Source organism: Chromobacterium sp. ATCC 53434 (assembly GCF_002848345.1).
Taxonomy (GTDB): Bacteria; Pseudomonadota; Gammaproteobacteria; order Burkholderiales; family Chromobacteriaceae; genus Chromobacterium.
In genome coordinates, this window is the sequence record NZ_CP025429.1 from 3,645,160 (window position 1) to 3,663,504 (window position 18,345).

The following is an 18,345-nucleotide window of genomic DNA, read 5'->3' on the forward strand; positions in this document are numbered from 1 at the left end:
CCTCTTCAGAATTTTCTCAAGCGGATTTTCGAGGAGGAGCTGTCAATGACTGACGCATGCCCTGCTCGTCCCGTGGCGACACGGGAGGAATCGACTAAGGTTTTCATGACGATCTTCGCCGGCGTCGCGATGACCGCCTCCTCGACCGGCGGCGACGGAGGCCGGATGGCGTCGAACCAATGGCGTTTCTTTTCAAACGCGTAGCCCGGCGCCGGGATGCGCAGATGCGCCTCCCCGGCGTGCACAGACGGCCAGTCCGGATCGACGCCCTGCCGATAGGCCGCGGCGATGTCTTCCAGCGAGGCCCGGTACGCTTCGGCGCCGTCCTTCAACGCGGCAAGCAAGCCGGCCACCCGCTGGCGGATGCGCTCGGCCTCGATCCTCGGCGGCTGTCCGGCGTCGGCGATCGCCGAGTCGTCCTCCAGCGCCTTCGCCAAAGCCTCCCGCAATTCGAGCGGATCGGCGGCGACGCAGGCGAAGCGGTGCCGATGATGGTCGCGGCCGCAATTCAGCGTGAAACTGAGCGCCTCCAGGTCCCGCGCGTCCCCGCTCCCGAGCCAGCCGCGCAAGTTGTCGAGCATCGCCGACAGCTGCGGGCGCTTCTTCGCCGACAGGCAGAACAGATAAGCCGGTTTGGCCCGTTCGGCCAGCGGCCGCGCCGGCGCCTCCTCCAGGATCGCGTGCGCATTGCTGCCGCCGAAGCCGAAGGAGCTGACGCCGGCCCGCCGCGGCGCGCCGGCCGGCGATTGCGGCCAGTCGGCAAGCTCGGTCGGAATGAAGAACGGGCTGCCGTTCAGATCGATGTAGGGATTGAGGTTCTGCAGATGGGCGTTGCCCGGCAGCTTGCCATGCCGCAAGGCCAGAATGACTTTCAAGAAGGCCGCCATCCCCGCCGCGGCCTCCAGATGGCCGATATTCGCCTTCAGCGCGCCCAGCGCGCAGTGCGCCTGCCGGTCGCTGGCCGCGAACGCCTTCTTGAGCCCGTCTATCTCGACCGGATCGCCGAGCGCCGTTCCCGTGCCATGCGTCTCGACATAGCCTATCGTCGCCGGCTCCACCCCGGCCCGCCTGATGGCCTCGCCGATGACCCGGGCCTGCGCCAGCGCGTTCGGCGCGGTCATCGAGTTCGCCCGACCGCCATGGTTCACCGCGATGCCCTTGATCACGCCATGGATGTGATCGCCGTCGGCCATCGCCTTGGCAAGCGGCTTCAGCAACACGGCGCCGGCCCCCTCGCCCTTGACGTAGCCGTCGGCGCGCTCGTCGAAGGTATGGCAGCGCCCGCTTGGCGACAGAATGCCCAGACGGCTGGCCACCACATAGGACTGCGGACTCAGAATCGCGCTGACGGCCCCCGCCAGCGCCATCTCGCACTCGCCGGTCCGGATGGCCTGGATCGCCCGGTTGATGGCCACCAGGCCGGTCGAGCAGGCGGTGTCCAGCGTTTCGCTCGGCCCGGCCAGATTCATGCAGAAAGAGATGCGGTTGGCCAGCATGCTGCTGTAGTTGCCGGTCGCCAGATAAGCGTGCGACTCGCCATGCTCCGCCAGCATCTGCTGGTACTCGTTGAAATTCATGCCGGCGAAAACGCCGACGGCGCGGCCGGACAGCGACCGGGTCGCGTAGCCGGCGTCCTCGAATGCGTGATGGGCCACTTGCAGGAAAATTCTTTGCTGCGGGTCCATCAGGACGGCCTCCCGCCGCGTGATGCCGAAGAACTCCGCGTCGAACTTGTCGAAATCCGGATGGAAGCCCCCCCATTTCGAGACCGAGTCCTCCACCTTGCCGCCATAGTGCTTGCGCCAGTCCCAGCGCGCCGCCGGCACCTCGGACACCAGATTCCGGCCCTGGACCAGATGCTCCCAGAACTGCTCCAGATCGCGCGATTGCGGCATCACGCCGCTGATCCCGATGACGGCGATATCGCCGCTGTCCGTCTCCGCCGCCGCCCGAGGCGGGCTGGCGGGCCGGGCCGCCTGCGGCCGGCTCGGCGCCGGTTCGACCGGCGCCGGCCGCTGAACCGGCGCATGCGATTCGGCGAGATGCGCCGCCAGCGCCTTCGGCGTTTCGTAGGAGAAGAAAATGCTGGGCATGATCTTGCACTGCAATAGCTGGCCTATCCTGTCCGCCAGCGTCTTCAAGGAGATGGAATCGAAACCCAGGTTCGAGAAGCTTTGCTCCACCTCAACCGCCTCGGCCGGTATTTTCAGGATCTCCCAGGTCAGAGCGCGCAGCTCGGCCTCGAACGGCGGGGCTTCCCCGGCCGAGCCTGCCGGCAAGGCCTCGCCGGCGGGCCGCTCGTCCCGGACGGGCGTCTCGGCGACGCCGGCCGGCCGGCTGTACTGGAAGGCCCCCGCGATGGTGCGCTCGAACACCGCCGGATCGCCGTCTATCACCGTCAAATGGGTATGGGCGGAGGCCAGGCATTGCTCGAAGGCCTGCAGGCCCCGTTCGGTCCGCAGCGGCACCAGCCCCTGGGCCTTGCGCATCCACTTGGAGAGGCTTTCCATCTGGGCCGGCGGCAACTTCATGCCGCCGTCCCGCCACAGCGGCCAGCTGATCGACAGCAGCTTGCGCGACGGCGAGGACGCCGAGTCGGCGAAACCGTCCAGGAAGGCATTGCCGAAAGCGTAGTCGGCGTTTTCCGGATTGCCGATGACCGAGGAGATGGAAGAGAACAGCAGCATGAAATCCAGCGGACGGGCGCCCAGCGCCCGGTCGAGGTTCGCCGTGCCCTGCACCTTGGCCGACAGGACCGCGGCCACGCTTTCGCGGGTCTTGCTTTCTATCGGCGCCGGCGCCCCGACGCCCGCCGCGTGCAGCACGCCGTGGATTTCGCCGAACGCCTGCTCCGCCGCCTGGACCAGGCGCAAGGCGTCGTCGGCCAGGCCGATGTCGGCCTGGACATAGATCGCGTCGCCGCCCAGCGTCTTCAGCCGCTCCAGCAGCCGGCCCGGACCGTCCTGCGGCGCCGAGCGGCCGGACAACACCAGCCTCGCCCGGTAACGGCGCGCCAGATGCTCGGCGAAGATGGCGCCCAACCCGCCGCCGCCGCCGGTGATGATGTAGACCCCGCCGTCGCGCAGCGCCGCGCCGCCGCTTCCGGGCAGCACCGGCGCCATCCGCCGCGCGCGGCGGACGCCGCCGGCGTAGCGGACCTCGGCATCGCTGCCATGCAGCCACTCCCGCCACAGACATTCCGCCAGCCCGTCCTCGTCGACCGCCGGCGCGTCGAAGGCGACGACCCGAAGCGTCAGCGCCGGATGCTCCAACACCAGCGATTTGGCGAAGCCGCCGACCGCGCGATAGGCCGGCTCGGCCGCGTCCTCCGGACCGTGGGCGAACAACACCGGGCATGCCGCCTGATGCGACAGCAGCGCCTGCGCCAGCGGCATCAGCGCGTCGAGACCGGCGCCCAGCCGGGCCGCCAGCCCCTGCTCGCCCTGCCGCGCCAACGCCCATCCGTGGATCACGCCGGCCAGGCGGCCGTGCTCGGCCAGGACCGCCGCGACAAGCCGCGCGTAGTCGTCGGGCCGGTCGGCCGCCAGCTCGTAGCAGCCGGGCCCGGCTTGACGGAAACCCGCGCCCGGACGCACCAGGATCAGCGGCGCGTCGCCGCACAGCCGGCGCCAGCGCCCGGCCGACTCCGCGTCGGCGTCGAACACGACGACGGCCCCGTCCGGCGCCGCGCCGGCCTTCAGCGGCAGGGCGGCCTCGACATACTCGCAGCCATAGTAGACCAGCGAGGTCTCCGGCTGGCCGCCGGCTGTTTTCCCGTTCCGCGCAGGCCAGTAAGCGGTCTTCTCGAACGGGTAGGCCGGCAGCGGAAGCCGCCGGAGGCCGCGCTCGCCGTGCAGTGCGCGCCAGTCTATCGATTCGCCCCGGCAATACAGCTCGCCCAGCGAGGACAGGATACTGCGACGCTGGGCCGGCGCCGTATCACGCGACTTCAGCTTGTCCAGCAGATACCCGGCGTATTCGGCCAGCATGGCCTTGCCGCCCAGCCGCTCCCCAAGCGCCGACGCCTCGCCATCGACGGGCGCCGCCAGATAATCGTCCAGCGCCTGCGCCAGCTCGTCCCGGGAGCCGACCACAAAGGCGCAACGGTAGTCGAAATGGCCGCGGGTGGCGCCGAGGTTGTAGGCCAGCTCGGCGATCGACGCCGAATCGTCCGCCGCCAGCCACTGCCGCAGATCCCCGACCCGGGAGCGCAGGGCGGCGGCGGTCTTGGCGGACAGCGGGAGCAGATGGCAAGGCCGCTCGCCGGCGTTCGCCGCCGGCGCCGGGACCGGGGCCTCCTCCACCACCAGGTGGGCATTGGCGCCGCCGAAACCGAAGGCGCTGACGCCCGCCCTGCGCGGGATGGCCTGGCCGGCCGGGTCGAGCTTGGCGCGCCAGGGCCCGGCCTCGCCGGCGATGACGAACGGCGATCCGGCCAGGTCTATGTAAGGATTGACGGTTTCGACATGCAGGCTGCGCGGAATGAACTTGTGCTGCAGCGCCAGCACCACCTTGAGCAGGCCGGCGATGCCGGCGGCCGGCTCCAGGTGGCCGATATTGGTCTTCACCGACCCCACCGCGCAGGAGCCGGCCAGCAGTGTCGAAGCGGAGGCGAAGGCCTGCTTCAGCCCGTCTATCTCTACCGGATCGCCGAGCTCGGTGCCGGTGCCGTGCGCCTCGACATAGCCTATCGTCGCCGGATCCACGCCGCCGTCGGACAAGGCCGCCGCGATCACGTCCCGCTGCGCCGCGGAATTGGGGGCGGTCAACGAGGTGCACTTTCCGCCATGGTTGACCGCGCTGCCGCGAATCACCGCCCGGATCGGATCGCCGTCGCGCAAGGCGGCGCGCAATGGTTTGAGCACCACCGCGCCGGCGCCCTCGCCCTTGACGTAGCCATCGGCCCTGGCATCGAATGTCTTGCATTTCCCGTCGCGGGACAGCATCCGCATCTGGCTCGGATAGATGAAGCCGGTCGGGGACACCATCAGGCTCACCCCGCCGGCCAGCGCCATTTCGCACTCGCCGCGGCGCAGCGCGACGACCGCGCGGTGCACCGCCACCAGCGAGCTGGAGCAGGCGGTGCTCACCACCTCGCTGGGTCCGCGCAGGTCCAGCAGATAGGAAATCCGGTTGACCAGCAGCGCATCGACATTGCCGGTCACCCGGAAGGCGTTGCGCTCGCCGTTGGCCTCCAGCAACTCCTGATATTCGTTGACCTGCTGGCCGGCGAACAGGCCGATCTTGCGCCCGCCCAGCGACAAGGGATCATGGCAGGCGTTCTCGATCGCGCTCCACGCCACTTGCAGGAACAGGCGGTGCTGCGGGTCCATCAGCTCCGCCTCGCGCGGAGAGATGTTGAAGAACTTGGCGTCGAACCGGTCGATGCCGTCGACGAATCCTCCCCATTTCGAGTACGACTTCTGTTCGTCGCCGCCGGGCTCGCCGAAATGATCTCGCCAACTCCAGCGGCTGTCGGGCACCTCGGTCACCAGATCGCGGCCCGCCTCGAGATGAGCCCAGAACGCCTCGATATTTTCGGACTGTGGCATGACGCCGGCCATGCCGATGATGGCGATGGGCTCCGCGCTGGCCTCCTCCGGCGCGGGCCGGCCGGACGGCTCCACCGATCGCGGCAACTCCGTCGCCGGCGCCCCGGCCGAAGCCGCACCGGCGCCGGCCGGCGGCAGCTTGGGCTGCAGATAAAGGGCCAGCGCGCGCAGCGAGCCATGCTGGAAGAACAGATTGGGCGTAACCGGGATGTGATAGGTCCGCGTCAGCAAGACGGCGAATTCCTTCAACGACAAGGAATCGAAGCCGAAATCGGTCAAGGCCGCGCGCGGGTCGATGTCCGACGCCCTGGCCTTCAATATCCGCGCCGCCAGCCGCGCCAGCGTTCTTTCGACATCGTCGGCGTCGACGGAGGCGGTCAAGCGCTCCGGGACCGCTTCCGCTTGCGGCGCGGCGGAGCGGACCGCCCCCACCGACGCGGCCAACAAGGCGGAGAATCTCGCCTGATCGCCCCAGGCGACGACGATATTCGGCCATCCCTTGTCCAGCGCCCGCTCGAAGGCGGCATAGCCGTCCTCGCTGGACAGCGGCGCCAGGCCCTGGCTTTTCCACATCCACTGGCGCCAGGCCTGCTCGGCCCCATCCGCCGGCCGCATGCCGCCATCGGCCCAGAGCGGCCAGTTGATCGATTGGCTCAGCCCCGCGCCCTGCCTGCGCCGTCTGACGGCGAGATAACCGTCGAGAAAGCCGTTGGCGGCCGCGTAGGCCGAATAGCCCGCCGTCGGCAACACCGCCGCCAGCGAGGAAAAACCGATGAAGAAGTCCAGCGGCAGCTGCCGCGTCGCCCGGTCCAGATTGATCGTGCCCGCCACCTTGCTCGCCAGCGCCCGGCGCATCGCCTCGGCATCCTGCGACAGGACCGGCGCCTCCCCGCCCACGCCGGCGATATGCAGCACGCCATGGATCGCGCCGAACGCCGCGATCGCGCGGCGGACCGCCTCGTCGACCTGCTCCGGCGCCGCGACGTCGCACTCGCAGACCAGCACCTCGGCGCCATCGCGCCGCAAGGCCTCTACCTGCTCCGGACTGGGCTGGCGGCGCGCCAACAACACCAGCCTGGCGCGCCAGTCCTTGGCCAGGCGCTTGCAGAACATCGCGCCCAGGGCGCCCAGCGCGCCGGAAACCAGATACACGCCCTGCTGACGCAGGCCGGCGCCTGTCGAGTCGTCGCCGGCCCGCGCGTCGCGGCTCTGCGTCCAGCGGGCGCCGTCCCGGTAGCGGACCTGCCAGGCCGTATCGGCCGACAGCGCCTCGGCCACGGCGGCCGCCGCGCCCTCCTGGCGCGACATCTCCGGCCCCAGTTCCACGCAGCGGCAGCAAAACGATTCGTGCTCGGCGAACTGGGCGCGCGCCCACGCCGACATCGCCGCCGCCGACGCCTCGGCGGCCTCCCCGGCATGGACGGCGACGACCTGGACGGCGTCGTCCGCGCCGGCGGACAGCCAGGCCTGGGCCAGCCGGGCAAAGGCGATCAGGCCATCGCCGACGGTTTCGGCCAGCGCCGCCGCATCGGCCCCGCACGCCGGCGCATGCCAGACGATGTAGCGCGGCGGCGCGCCCCGTTCGCGCAGCCGCGCGATGACGGGCGCCCAGTCGTCGGCGGCATCGACCGCGACCACCTCCAGCCGGGGCCACTGCGCCCGTATCCCCTCGGCGGCGTCGCCGGCGCCGATCAGCAACAGCGTGCCGCTCGCCGCGGGATGCTTCTCCAGGCCGGCCGAGCGGACGAATCTCGACGGGTAGAAGGCCAGCTCTCCCTGCCGCTCCGCGTCCGGAATCCAGAACCGCTCGCGCTCGAACGGATAGCCCGGCAGCGAAATCCGCCGGAAAGACTCGCCGGCGTAGTGTTCGGTCCAATCGACAGACGCGCCGGCCGTGAACGCGGACGCGGTCGCCATCAAGGCGGAATGCGCGCCGCCGCCCGGGCTCGGCGCGCGAGCGGACTCGCCGCTCGCGCTGTAATTGTCCGGACGACCGCCCGCCAGGACTGTCCGGATCGCCTCGGCCAGCTCGTCCACCGACGAGGCGATGAAGGCGCAACGCTCGGCGAAATCGCTGCCGCGGGTATTCAAGGTGTAGGCCAGATCGCCGAGCGCGACGCCGTCGCCCGCTTCTTGCAGCCAGCGCCCCAGATTGCGCAGCATGCCGGCCAGCGCCGGCTGGCTCCTGGCCGACAGGACGACGAGGCGCGGCTTGCCCACGGCCGCTCCGTCCGCCGGCAGGGCCTGCGGCTCCGGCGCCTCCTCCAGAATCACATGCGCGTTGGCGCCGCCGAAACCGAAGGAGCTGACGCCGGCGCGGCGGGCTTGCCAACCCCCCTGCCCATCGGCGCGCCGCGGCCAGTCGCCCAGGCGGGTGACGATGGACAAGCGGCTGGCCTCCAGCTTCAGATAGGGATTCACCTGCCGCACATGCAGCGACGGCGGGATTTGCTTGTGGCTCAGAGCCAGCAGCACCTTGACCATGCTGGCCACGCCGGCGGCCGCCTCGAGGTGGCCGATATTGGTCTTCAATGAGCCGATTCCGCACGGCTCGACGCCGTCAGCCTCCTGCCACGGCAAGGAGAATCGCTGAAAAGCTCCCTTGATGCCCTCGATCTCGATCGGATCGCCAAGCTCGGTGCCGGTGCCGTGGGTTTCGATATAGCCCAGCGAATCCGGGCCGAGCCGGGCGCGCTTGAGCGCCTCGACGATCACATCGGTCTGCGCGGTCGCCTCCGGCGCCGTCAACGACGAGGTGCGACCGCTGTGGCAGGCCGCGCTGCCCTTGATCACGCCGTAGATGTGGTCGCGATCCGCCAGCGCCCGCTCCAGCGGCTTCAACAGTAGCACGGCGACGCCCTCGCCCCTGACGAAGCCGTCGGCGGCGGCGTCGAAGGTGCGGCAGCGGCCGGCCGACGACAGAATGCCGAGCTGGGCAGTCACGATCTGGGCCCGCGGCGTCAGATGCAGGCTGACGCCGCCGGCGAGCGCCATTTCGCATTCGCCGCTCTGGATCGCCAGCACCGCGCGGTGGATGGCGACCAGGGAGCTGGAGCACGCGGTATCGACAGACTCGCTGGGTCCGCGCAGATTGAACAGATAAGACACGCGATTGGACAGGATCGCATGCGAAGTCCCGGTGGCGGTGTAGCCCTGGTACTCGTGCGCGTCGTGCAGCAATTCCTCGTAGCTATTGAACTGCGCGCCGGCGAAAACCCCGACCCGCCGGCCGGAAAGCAACTTCGGCGCGTAGCCGGCGTCCTCGATCGCGTGCCAGGCCGACTCCAGGAACCGTCGGTGCTGCGGATCCATCAACTCGGCCTCGCGGCGCGATATCCCGAAGAAGGCGGCGTCGAATTCGTCGACCCCGTCGATGAAGGCGCCCCAGCGCGGAATCGGCCTGGGCAAATCGTCCAGCCCCCGGTAAGGCTCGAAGTCCCAGCGCCGCGCCGGCACCTCCCCGACCAGATCCCGGCCCTCCCGCAGATTGCGCCAGAACGCCGCGAGATCGTCCGCCCCGGGAAACACCCCGTTCATGCCGATGACCGCGATGCCGTCCTCAGCCGGCGCCTCGAGCGCACGGCGCGTCCGGCGCGAACCCAGCGGCGCCAGCGCGGCGCCCCGGTAGCGGGCATACAGCGCCCCGCCCCCGGCGAGCGGCGCCGGATCGTCCAGGCACTGCGGGAATGCCGCGCCCAGATGCTCCGCCAGCGCGCTGATCGTGTCGTGGGTGAAAAACACGCTGGGCGCGATGTCGATGCCGAAGGACTCGTTGAGCCGTTTGGCGTAGATTTTCAAGGTGATGGAGTCGAAGCCCATCTCGCGCAGGCCGCGCCGGGGATCGAAAGCGTCGTCCCGGCGATTGAGGATTTCGCAGGCGATCTGGAAAATGGCCTGCTGCAGTCGTTCGGCAGATTGATTCCGCTGGCTTGTCATCGCGCTGGACTCAAGAATGGGTGTGGAAGGACTCGGACAATATCGACGAGATGCGCGCGGGATCGCCGCAGGCGGCCACGACGGCCGGCGCGTCCAGGCAAAGCGCCCGATCGAACAGCGCCAGCCCCGCATCTGTCGCCAGCGGCGTCAATCCCCAGCGGCTCCTGGCCAGCGACTCGTCCTGCCCGGACATGCGCATGCCGCCGTCGCGCCAATAGGACCAGGCGATCGCGCGTGTCGCACCCGACCGTTCCGACGTCGCGCGCTGAGCGTTTCTCAGCTCGGCGAACTCGAGCTGGAACGCGTTGGCCACCGCGTAATCGGACTGCCCGGCATGGCCGGCGACGCCGACGATGGAGGAGAACATGATGAAAAAATCCAGCGGCTCATGGCGGGTGGCCAGATCCAGCTGGACGGTGCCGGCCACCTTGGGCGCCAGCACCGCGTCGAAATCGTCGACGCTCTTGTCCGCCAGCCAGCCGTCCCGCAAGACGCCGGCGGCATGGAGCACGCCGTTGATCGGCCCGTGCTCGGCGCGAATGCGCGCGACCAGCGCCCTGACGCTGTCCGCATCGGCGATGTCGCACGGCATGTAGACCAGCTTGCTCCCCCCGGCGGTCAAGCCGGCCAGTTCGCGCTCCCGCTCCGCCGACAAGGCGGACCTGCCGGTCAACACCAGCGTCACCGGCCCCCTGCTGGCGAAGTGCTCGGCGAAAAGCCTGCCCAGCCCGCCCAGCCCGCCGCTGATCAGATAGACGCCCCGCGGCCGCAGAACCGTCGCGGCGGCGGCGGCCGCCGGCAGCCTGCCGCATGTCTTGCGGAATCGGCCGCCGTCGTCATGGCGGACCTCCGCGTCGCCGTCGTCCCAGTGGCCAAGCTCGTCCGCCAGCATCCGCGCGGCGGCGCGGGCATCGTCGCCCGATCGCCTGTCGTCGATCACTCGCGCCGTCAGTTGCGGCGACTCCTGCGTTAGGGTCTTCAACAGCCCCGCCGCGCAAGCCGATAACGGCTGCGCCGCGCCGGAGCGGTTGCGGTACCAGAACACCAGCCGCGCCGGACGCGGCCACTTCTCCAGAAGCAGGGCCTTGCCGAGCCAGAACAGCGATTTCACGCCCCGCGTCAGCTGCGCAGCCATCGCCGCGCCCAGCGGCGAGAACGCGTCCGCCGCCCAGCGATGCACCAGCGCGGAAGGAAACAGGCCGTCCTGCCGCAGCGAATCGAGCAGGCGGCGATAATCGGCGCCCCGCGCCGGGTCGATGCGGTAGGACGCCGCGCCCGTCTTGCAAAAACCCTCGCCGGGCAGGACCACCACCACTTCGGCCCGCGGATCGGCTTCGCGCATCGCGTCGGCCAGCCGTTCGTCGTTGTCGAACAGCAGCACCCCGCCGGGAAAGGCCGGATGCGGCGCGCGCAGCTCCAGCGGACGCGGCTCGTAATGCGTCAGCGCCATCACCGGCTCGGCGCCGTCGTTGTCGGCGCCGATCGGGAAAACGCCGACATCCTCCATCGCGGCGCAGATCAGCCCGTCGGCGTCGGCGATGACGATTTCGAAACCGCCGCCATCGCGGCGCGCCCTGACATGACGCGCCGCGCCGAGACGGCCCGACAGCGTCATCGAGCCTATCCGCGACACCATCGCCGGATTGGAAGATTGCCGCGCGATCCAGCACTCCAGCACTTGCAGCGCCGCCAGCAAGGCCTGCTCCGCCGTCGCCGGCTGCGGCGCGATTTCGGCGAAAGCGGCGTCGTCGCCGAAGGCGACGCGCTCCACATGGCGGAATGCCGCGTCATACTCGATGCCGGTGCCGGCCAGCAAGGCGAAAACGCCGTCCTTGGAAACCCAGGCCCCATCGCCGTCGAAGGACGCGATCGGCAAGCTGGCCGTCGGCGCCGGCCCCGCCGGCATCCGCGCCACGCCCTGCATCAGAACTTCGGACGCGCCATCGTGCTGCAGCGCGATTTCGAAATCGGCCTCCGTCTGATCGCCCTGCAGCCAGACCGCCAGCGCCTGCGGCTGATCGAGCACCAGATGCTGCGCCCAGGCGCACCGTCGCAGGCGCAGCGACGCGGGATCCGAACCCAGCGTCCGCAACGCGGCGACGGCCAGTCCGATATACGATGCGGCATGCAGCAGCGGCGTGCCCCGCACGCCATAGCCGAACGCGTCCGCCCGCCCGATGCGCTTGGCAAAACCCTGACGCCCGAGCGTGGAAACATCGCGGTCCCAAAATCCCCCTGCGGCGGCGCCGAGCGGCTGACCCCGCGGGGTTTCCGGCTGACGCACCCAAAACGAAGTCCTGGCGAACGGATAGGAAGGCAGATCGCCTATCGGTTCGCAGGCTGCTTGGATTTGCGACCAATCGATGTCGGCCCCGTCCAGATAGCACGCGCCCAAGGCCTCCAGCGCCAGCCTGCGGTCCTGCGCCTTGTCGGCGGCGGCCAGGGCGGCGATCGCCTCGGCCGGCGTCCAGCGCCCCTCCGCAGGCGTCCGGGACAAGACCGCGTCCTCGCCCCGCCGCGCCAGCGCCGTCAGCAAATCGTCAATGGACTCGACAATCCAGCAACGTCTGGTCGCATGGTGCTTGCGGCCGGCATTCAGCGTGCGGCTCAAGGCATCCAGGGAAATGTCCCGGCCCTGGCCTTGCGCCCACCGATGCAAATCCGATATCCGCAAATCCAGGTCTCTTTCATTGCGGGCGGACAGCGTGATAAGCCATATATTCCGCGCCAAAGGCGCCTGACCGGACGAGGGAGAAGAGGATTCATGCTCGGACACACGGAAGAGCAGCGTTCCCATTTTCAAGCCCACCGATATTTTCGATGATAATTGGCATCCACGCTATCCAATACCAGTCGGCCGCTTCCCTCGACATGGCTATCGTAAATTTGCTGGTATGCCGAAACATCCACCGTCAAATCCTTCACGCCAAACAGCAACTTCTCGTTCAGATCAAGCAGCGTTTCATATTCATCCAGATTCAAACCATACCGGGCATCCAGCGCCGACTTTATCTGGATGGCCTGTACTTTTTCCTGCGAGCGAGGCGTGATAATTCCGCTATAAAACTCGGAAGAACAACCCGAGCCATAAGAGAACAAGCCGATTCGCTTCGCGCCGGTCAACTCGACATTATCGATCAGACTGCATAGCGCCATAAATATGGTCGCCGAATAGATATTCCCAACCTCGACGCAATGCGCCAATGAAGGCTGCATCCGTCTTTGAAAGTCATCCTCGATCTGATTGACCGGCACGCGCAAGCTGCGCAGCATGGCGCGATGCGCGCCTTTGACCATGCCGCCAAATGGCGTATGAAATACCAGGTGCTCAAAGGAAGACAGAAAATCGACGCCCTCGACTCGGCTTTCATAATCGGCGAAGCTGTTGCTCAGGCAATCAAGATACGACATCAGCGAAAGATCGGGATCCCCTGTCTCGACGTGCACATCCGGTCGGCAGGTATCCATCACCTCATAACTGTGATAACCGTTGGCGCCAAAATCCAGTTCCAGAATTTCCGGCTTGTTGCTGACCAGCATCGCCACCGCGCCGGTGCCCTGCGAAGGCTCGGCATAGGTGAATTTGGCGGTAGCCCTGGTCACGTCGGTGGCGATCACCAGGACCTTGGCGTTGGGGGAGGCGTTGGAGGCGATGAAGTTGACCGCCATCTGCAAGGCAGCGGTTCCGCCATAGCATGCCTGTTTGATCTCAAACAGGCGGCAACGGCGATTCAAACCGAGATAATCGTGGATATAGGTGCTGAGAGACTTGCCGAAATCCAGACCGGACTCACTCGCCGTGATGACCATCTCAATCCGGTCCCGGTCTTCGGCGTCCAGTGCGTCAATCATGGGCTTGGCCGCATTGACTGCATTTGTCACCGGATCTTCGCAAGGCAGGCTGACCGACTTGCGCTCCATCAGCAGATTTGAAAATCTATGCAAGTCTAATTTGCGGTACTCGAATAGATCGTGAACGCCGATGCAAGCAAAACCAAAAAAGCTACTGATACTTTCGATGCCAATATCCATTCGACTTACCTTCCTCAATACAAAGTACCGCAATGAAGATATGTCTGATTTTGGCTGGAGAATCTGCGAGTTACTCAGGCCCACCTTTCGACTTGCAGAATCTCCCAAGCCAAAACAGAATGCCACGATCGAACAAGCATAATCAAAGATCGATAAATATTCGAGGTAGATAATACAGCCGCCAATCTTCGAACAACACCTGCCCATTCAGACAGTTGAATTAATTTAATGCATCAGATATGCCGATAATGACGAAATGATTTCCAAACAGAACGCAAGGCATTCTCCGGCATTCATTCAACAGCAATATTTCGGGAAGAATCGTGAATAAACGCGGGAGCGCTTCGCATTCGAATAAGACCGCGCATCGCGTGGAAAGTCAGGACAGCTCGGCATTTCAGCCGGCAAGAAAGAATGGCGCTCATGCTTGAGCCGCCAAATTAGAAAATCAAAGCAGAAAATAAGATATACAATCAGCCGACAAGCAATATCGGTACAGAACGAAAGAATTATTCTAGATCAAACAAAAAACCGGCGCCGTCATTCCAGGCATTGCCGATGACATCGATACCACGGATTGCCACAATCCTTCAGCGAAAATGGTCAATCCCGGCGAGCGCCGATCGGCGTCGTCCGAATATCCGGGCACCGTAAAGGGAGGTCAAACGACAAGCGGCGACCGCACCCGCCGTCGCCGCGCAAGAAAAACGGCAGCCCGCCAGGCTGCCGCTTGCTTCAGGTTCAGGCCAGCTCCGCGCCCCTGTTGGCCAGACGATCGGCCCTTTCATTGAACTCATGCCCGGCGTGGCCCTTGACCCAGCGCCACTCCACGTCCAGATGACGATTGCGCTCGGCGTCCAGCTGCTGCCATAGATCGGCGTTCTTCACCGGCTCCTTGGCCGCGGTCTTCCAGCCGCGCGCCTTCCAGCCGTGTATCCACTCGGAGATGCCCTTCTGCACATACTGCGAGTCGGTATAGACCACGACGCGGCACGGCCGGTTCAGGGCCGCCAGGCCCCGGATCACCGCCAGCATCTCCATGCGGTTGTTGGTGGTGCCCGGCTCGCCGCCGAACAATTCCTTTTCCTTGCCCTTGAAGCGCAAAAGCGCGCCCCAGCCGCCGGGTCCCGGGTTGCCCTTGCAGGAACCGTCGGTGTAAATCTCGACCTTGTCTTCGGTAGTCATGCTGTCTCGTTCAATGGCAGGACGATGCGCCGTCCCGCTCGGTTGCATCCGGGCGCTTGTGGGTGTGGTGGCGCTCGTTGCCGGCCACCACGCCGAGCGCGCCCTTGTTCTTGGCCTGCTGTTTCCAGGTCGGGGTGATCAGGCGCATGCCGCGCTGGCGCTTCACCGCCTCTATGCCGTACACCCCGGCCGCCAGCGGCCACCAACGCTCGCCGGCCTCCTCCATGAAGCCGCAGCGCGCCAGCCAGTCTTCGCGCGCGAACGGCGGCGCATAGGCCAGAAAGGCCGCGTCCTCCGGCTCCAGCTCCAGCAGCGCCAGCCAGTCTCGTATCCGCACCTGGGTGAAGAAGTTGCCGTTCCACGGCACCGAGTCCCGCCCCTGTATCAAGCGACGCACGCCCCACAGCGACAGCGGGTTGAAGCCGGTCAGGATCAGCCGGCCCTCCGGCATCAGCACCCGATCGGCCTCGCGCAATACCTGGTGCGGCTGGGTGGTAAAATCCAGCACATGGGGCATCGCCAGCAGATCCAGGCTGCGAGTCTCGAACGGCAGGCAGGCGGCGTCGCAGCGAACGTCGACCTCGCCATAGTCCGCCACCCGGCATTGCCAGGGGATGCGGTTGCCGCGCAGGCAGTCCATCTCCGGCAAGCCCACCTGCACCGCGTGGTAGCCGAACACATCGGCCGCCGCGCGCTCGAAATACGCCTGTTCGCGCTGCAGCAGGTAGCGGCCGAGCTCGGTGCCGGCCAACCAGCCGCCAAACGATTTTTTCATTGAGGAAGGCCTTATGGCAGCCATGTTTAGCGTCACCCCCATCGGGGCGTTCTCCGACAATTATATCTGGCTTTTGCAAAGCGACGCTCGCGCCGTGGCGGTGGACCCGGGCGAAGCCGCGCCGCTGTTGCGCCATCTGGAGGCGCACGGTTTGGAACTGGAGGCCATTCTGGTCACCCACCACCATGCCGACCACTGCGGCGGGCTGCCGGAACTGGCCGAGGCCTGTCCCGGCGTGCCGGTCTACGGTCCGGCGGGCCTCGCCGGCGTCGATCGCCCGGTGCGCGACGGCGACGCGGTCGCGCTCAGCTTCGGACGCGCCGAAGTGCTGGCGGTTCCCGGCCATACGCTGGACCACCTGGCATACCGGATCGACGGGGCGCTGTTTTGCGGCGACACGATGTTCGCGGCCGGCTGCGGCAGGGTCTTCGAGGGCACGCCGGCCCAGATGCTGGCCTCGCTGAAAAAACTGGCGCGGCTGCCGCCGGAAACCAAAGTTTACCCGGCGCACGAATACACCTTGTCGAATTTGCGCTTCGCGCTGGCCGCCGATCAGCATAATCCGATACTCGCGATGCGCCAGAGCCGGGATGCCGCGCTGCGGGAGCGCGGCCTGCCGACGCTGCCCAGCACCATCGCGCTGGAACTGGCCAGCAACCCCTTCCTGCGCTGCGACGAGCCGGCGGTACGCGATAGCCTGCGCGAGCGGGGCGGACGGGACGGCGACGACGAGGCCGCCAGCTTCGCCCTGCTGCGGGCCTGGAAGAACGATTTTCGCTGAAAACCACATGCCGGATACGTAACTTCCCGCAGCCCGATGCCGATTCCCTTTACAGGCGCGGCAAATGGGCTATCAACAATGAAAGCGCATGAAATTATTTGGTTTTTTCAATTGACACCCCCATAGTGCGTGTTTAGCATCAGCCGGAATCGGAATTACGGGCCTGTCTGAATGAAACGCTTTACCCCATTGGCACTCGCCGTGTCGCTCGCATTGCTGTCCGCATCCCCGGCCATGGCCGGCGCGGACGCCGCCGTCCCGTCTTCGGGCGTCGATGAAGGGCTGGCTGCCGGCCTGGACATGATGCTGCTGAACTCCAGCCTGCTGCGCAACGGCGACGACGTCTGGAAACGGGCGCGCGAAGGCTTCCAGCTCGACGAGGTGAACGCCGACGTCGTCCGCCGTCAGGAGCGTTTCTACGCCAGCCGGCCCGAATACTTCAAACGCACACTGGACCGCAGCCGCAAGTATCTGTTCCATATCATGAACGAGGTGGAACGCCGCGGCATGCCGACCGAGATCGCGCTGCTGCCCATGGTCGAAAGCGCCTTCGTCCCCACCGCCAGTTCGCGCGTCGGCGCCGCCGGCCTGTGGCAGTTCATGCCGGCCACCGGCCGCCACTACGGGCTGGAGCAGACCTGGTGGTACGACGGCCGCCGCGACGTGATGGACGCCACCCGCGCCGCGCTCGATTATCTGCAGAACCTGTACGCCCAGTTCGGCGACTGGAACCTGGCGCTGGCCGCCTACAACTGGGGCGAGGGCAATCTGGCCCGCGCGATCGCCAAAGCCCAGGCCAGCGGCCTCGAGCCGACCTACGAAAACATCCGCCTGCCGAACGAGACCCGCAACTACGTGCCCAAGCTGCTGGCGGTGCGCAACATCCTGCTGAACCCGGAAAAATACGGCGTCCGCCTCGACAAGTTCCCGAACAAGCCCTACTTCGTCACGGTCTCCACCGGCAAACACATGAACATCGACATCGCCGCCAAGCTGGCCGGCATCTCGGTGGCGGAATTCAAGGAACTGAATCCGGCGTTCAATCTGCCGGTATACGCGTACAAGGCCGGCCGCCAGATGCTGCTGCCGGCAACCAGGGCCGATCGTTTCGAGGCCAATCTGGAAAAGTGGAACAAACCGCTGCTGACCTGGGAAGTCTACATTCCCAAGGGCGACGAGAACGTCAACGCCGTCGCCGGCGACCACGGCATGAGCACCGGCCAGCTGCTGGCGGCCAACCGCATCAACGGCGCGACGCTGCGTGCCGGGCAGCCGGTGCTGGTGGCCGTCAACAAGCGTCTGAACGACGGCCAGCCGCTGGAGTCGGTCGATACGCCGCTGGCCGACACGCCGGCCGACGTGACGATGATCGCCCAGGCCGAGACCGTTCCGGCCCCGATGCCGGCCATCGCCCGGACGGCCCCGGCCGCCGCGCCCGCCGTCGTCCAGGTCGCCTCGTCCGCGCCGCCGGCTCCCGCTCCTCAATCGACAACGGTCGCGCTGGCGGCCGCGCCGCAAGCGGCTGAAGCGCTCGTCGTCGCCCGACAGGACGCCGCGCCGGCCGCGATCGACGCGTCCTCCACTCGCCAGGCGGTGCTGCTCGCCGCCGCGGCGCGCCCCGACGACGGCCCGGCCCGTTCGCTGGCGGCCCGCAGCCTCGGCAGCTATACCGTCGCCAGCGGCGATACGCTGTACAGCATCGCCCGCCGCAGCAATCTCAGCGTCGACGAGCTCAGAATGCTGAACCAGCTGAACGACAATGTGGTCCAGGTCGGCCAGCAGCTGCGACTGAAGGCCGCGATCCAGGCCGATACCCAGCTTGCCGCCGGCGACGATAACGACGGCGGCAACGAACCGGCGCTGCTGAAAGTCTCCGACAACCGTCCGACCTCGGCCCCGGTCGCGTCGACGCGCCACAGCACCGAATACGTGGTGAAGCGCGGCGACACGCTGTACAGCATCGCCCGCCGCTTCGGCGTCACCCACCACGACATCCACCGCCTCAGCGGCGGACGCCAGGCCACCCACATCCAGCCCGGCCAGAAAGTGAAGATCGTCGGCCTGTAATATCGGCCAAACAGCAA

7 protein-coding genes are annotated in these 18,345 nt (G+C 67.1%); 2 read left to right on the plus strand and 5 right to left on the minus strand.

Going from position 1 to position 18,345, the window contains the following annotated elements; translation table 11 throughout:
- Positions 1 to 5: 5 nt before the first annotated feature.
- The 5 genes from CXB49_RS16080 to CXB49_RS16100 form a co-directional block, all read right to left on the minus strand.
- Positions 6 to 9,488: an SDR family NAD(P)-dependent oxidoreductase gene (locus tag CXB49_RS16080; RefSeq protein WP_158300911.1), complete on the minus strand. Its 9,483-nt coding sequence runs from the start codon at positions 9,486 to 9,488 to the stop codon at positions 6 to 8.
- A 10-nt stretch (positions 9,489 to 9,498) separates the two neighbouring features.
- Positions 9,499 to 12,147: an SDR family oxidoreductase gene (locus CXB49_RS16085; RefSeq protein WP_158300912.1), complete on the minus strand. Its 2,649-nt coding sequence runs from the start codon at positions 12,145 to 12,147 to the stop codon at positions 9,499 to 9,501.
- Positions 12,148 to 12,287: 140 nt separating this feature from the next.
- The gene (locus CXB49_RS16090; protein ID WP_101709341.1) at positions 12,288 to 13,520 is read right to left on the minus strand and encodes a hydroxymethylglutaryl-CoA synthase family protein; all 1,233 of its coding nucleotides are present in this window, start codon (positions 13,518 to 13,520) and stop codon (positions 12,288 to 12,290) included.
- Between the two features lie 741 nt (positions 13,521 to 14,261).
- Positions 14,262 to 14,705, minus strand: coding sequence for a ribonuclease HI (rnhA, locus tag CXB49_RS16095; protein WP_101709342.1), 444 nt, complete (start codon positions 14,703 to 14,705; stop codon positions 14,262 to 14,264).
- Between the two features lie 10 nt (positions 14,706 to 14,715).
- Positions 14,716 to 15,480 carry a methyltransferase domain-containing protein gene (locus CXB49_RS16100; protein WP_101709343.1) on the minus strand — a complete coding sequence of 255 codons (765 nt, stop codon included), beginning with the start codon at positions 15,478 to 15,480 and terminating at the stop codon, positions 14,716 to 14,718.
- Positions 15,481 to 15,493: 13 nt separating this feature from the next.
- On the opposite strand from CXB49_RS16100, the gene gloB reads away from it, so the two are divergent.
- Entirely contained in the window at positions 15,494 to 16,261 is a 768-nt protein-coding gene (gene gloB, locus CXB49_RS16105) for a hydroxyacylglutathione hydrolase (protein ID WP_369826499.1), read from the plus strand.
- 201 nt (positions 16,262 to 16,462) lie between these two features.
- The gene (locus CXB49_RS16110; RefSeq protein ID WP_233492831.1) at positions 16,463 to 18,328 is read left to right on the plus strand and encodes a LysM peptidoglycan-binding domain-containing protein; all 1,866 of its coding nucleotides are present in this window, start codon (positions 16,463 to 16,465) and stop codon (positions 18,326 to 18,328) included.
- Positions 18,329 to 18,345 lie beyond the last annotated feature (17 nt).